This window comes from Enterobacter sp. RIT637, assembly GCF_019718755.1.
Taxonomy (GTDB): Bacteria; Pseudomonadota; Gammaproteobacteria; order Enterobacterales; family Enterobacteriaceae; genus Enterobacter.
In genome coordinates this window covers 1-635 of the sequence record NZ_JAIHAZ010000093.1, presented here as the reverse complement: position 1 = coordinate 635, position 635 = coordinate 1, and the positions used below count along the sequence as shown (strand labels likewise).

General features: G+C 49.3%; 1 protein-coding gene. It reads right to left on the bottom strand.

Annotation, left to right across the window (positions count from 1 at the left end; all coding sequences use genetic code 11):
- Positions 1-510 (bottom strand): hypothetical protein (locus K5E19_RS23350; RefSeq protein WP_221553311.1); only part of this gene is annotated, 510 nt, incomplete at its 3' end.
- Positions 511-635 lie beyond the last annotated feature (125 nt).

The following is a 635-nucleotide window of genomic DNA, read 5'->3' as shown; positions in this document are numbered from 1 at the left end:
GGCCCAGGGAGAGTCAAGTTCACTGACGAGAGCAGGGGGGGCATCGCCTGGTCGCCACCCTTTTTCTCCCGGAGGCAGTTTCCAGTCAGGGAAATAACGAGTACTTCCTTCTGCCCAGCTAATATTGACAAGAAGTTCTGCGATTTTCCAGGCATTAGCTTCAATTTTAAGCGTCACGCGCACCACTGCACCAAACATGGCGGAGGGATTATATCTGACGGTCGGGCAAATCGCGCCATACAGATACGCACTGACCATTGCCAGACCCTTTCCGTCATCTGCGGCGTAATAGTTTGATGTTACAAGATTAAGTGCCGAACCGGATTCTGTATCTTTAGCGAATGCAGGGATGACTGCTTCCAGGCCATGAATCAGCCCCTTATGGTTACTTCTTAGCGATATACTTTTTGCAAAATAATGCTCTGTATCTGACCATCCACCGGTTTCCCATCCACGTCGAAAATATTCAAGAAAACTGAGTGCTTCTTTACGGCTGAAAGACTGAATCATAGAAATCTCCGTGGTGATTAACTGGTAGAAAAATGGGGTAACACACACTCGGCCCTTTCCTGCAGTACCTCTCTTGCGGGACGGCGAGCTGGTTTAAGATTCAGGGCGACGTGAGACACCCCTTG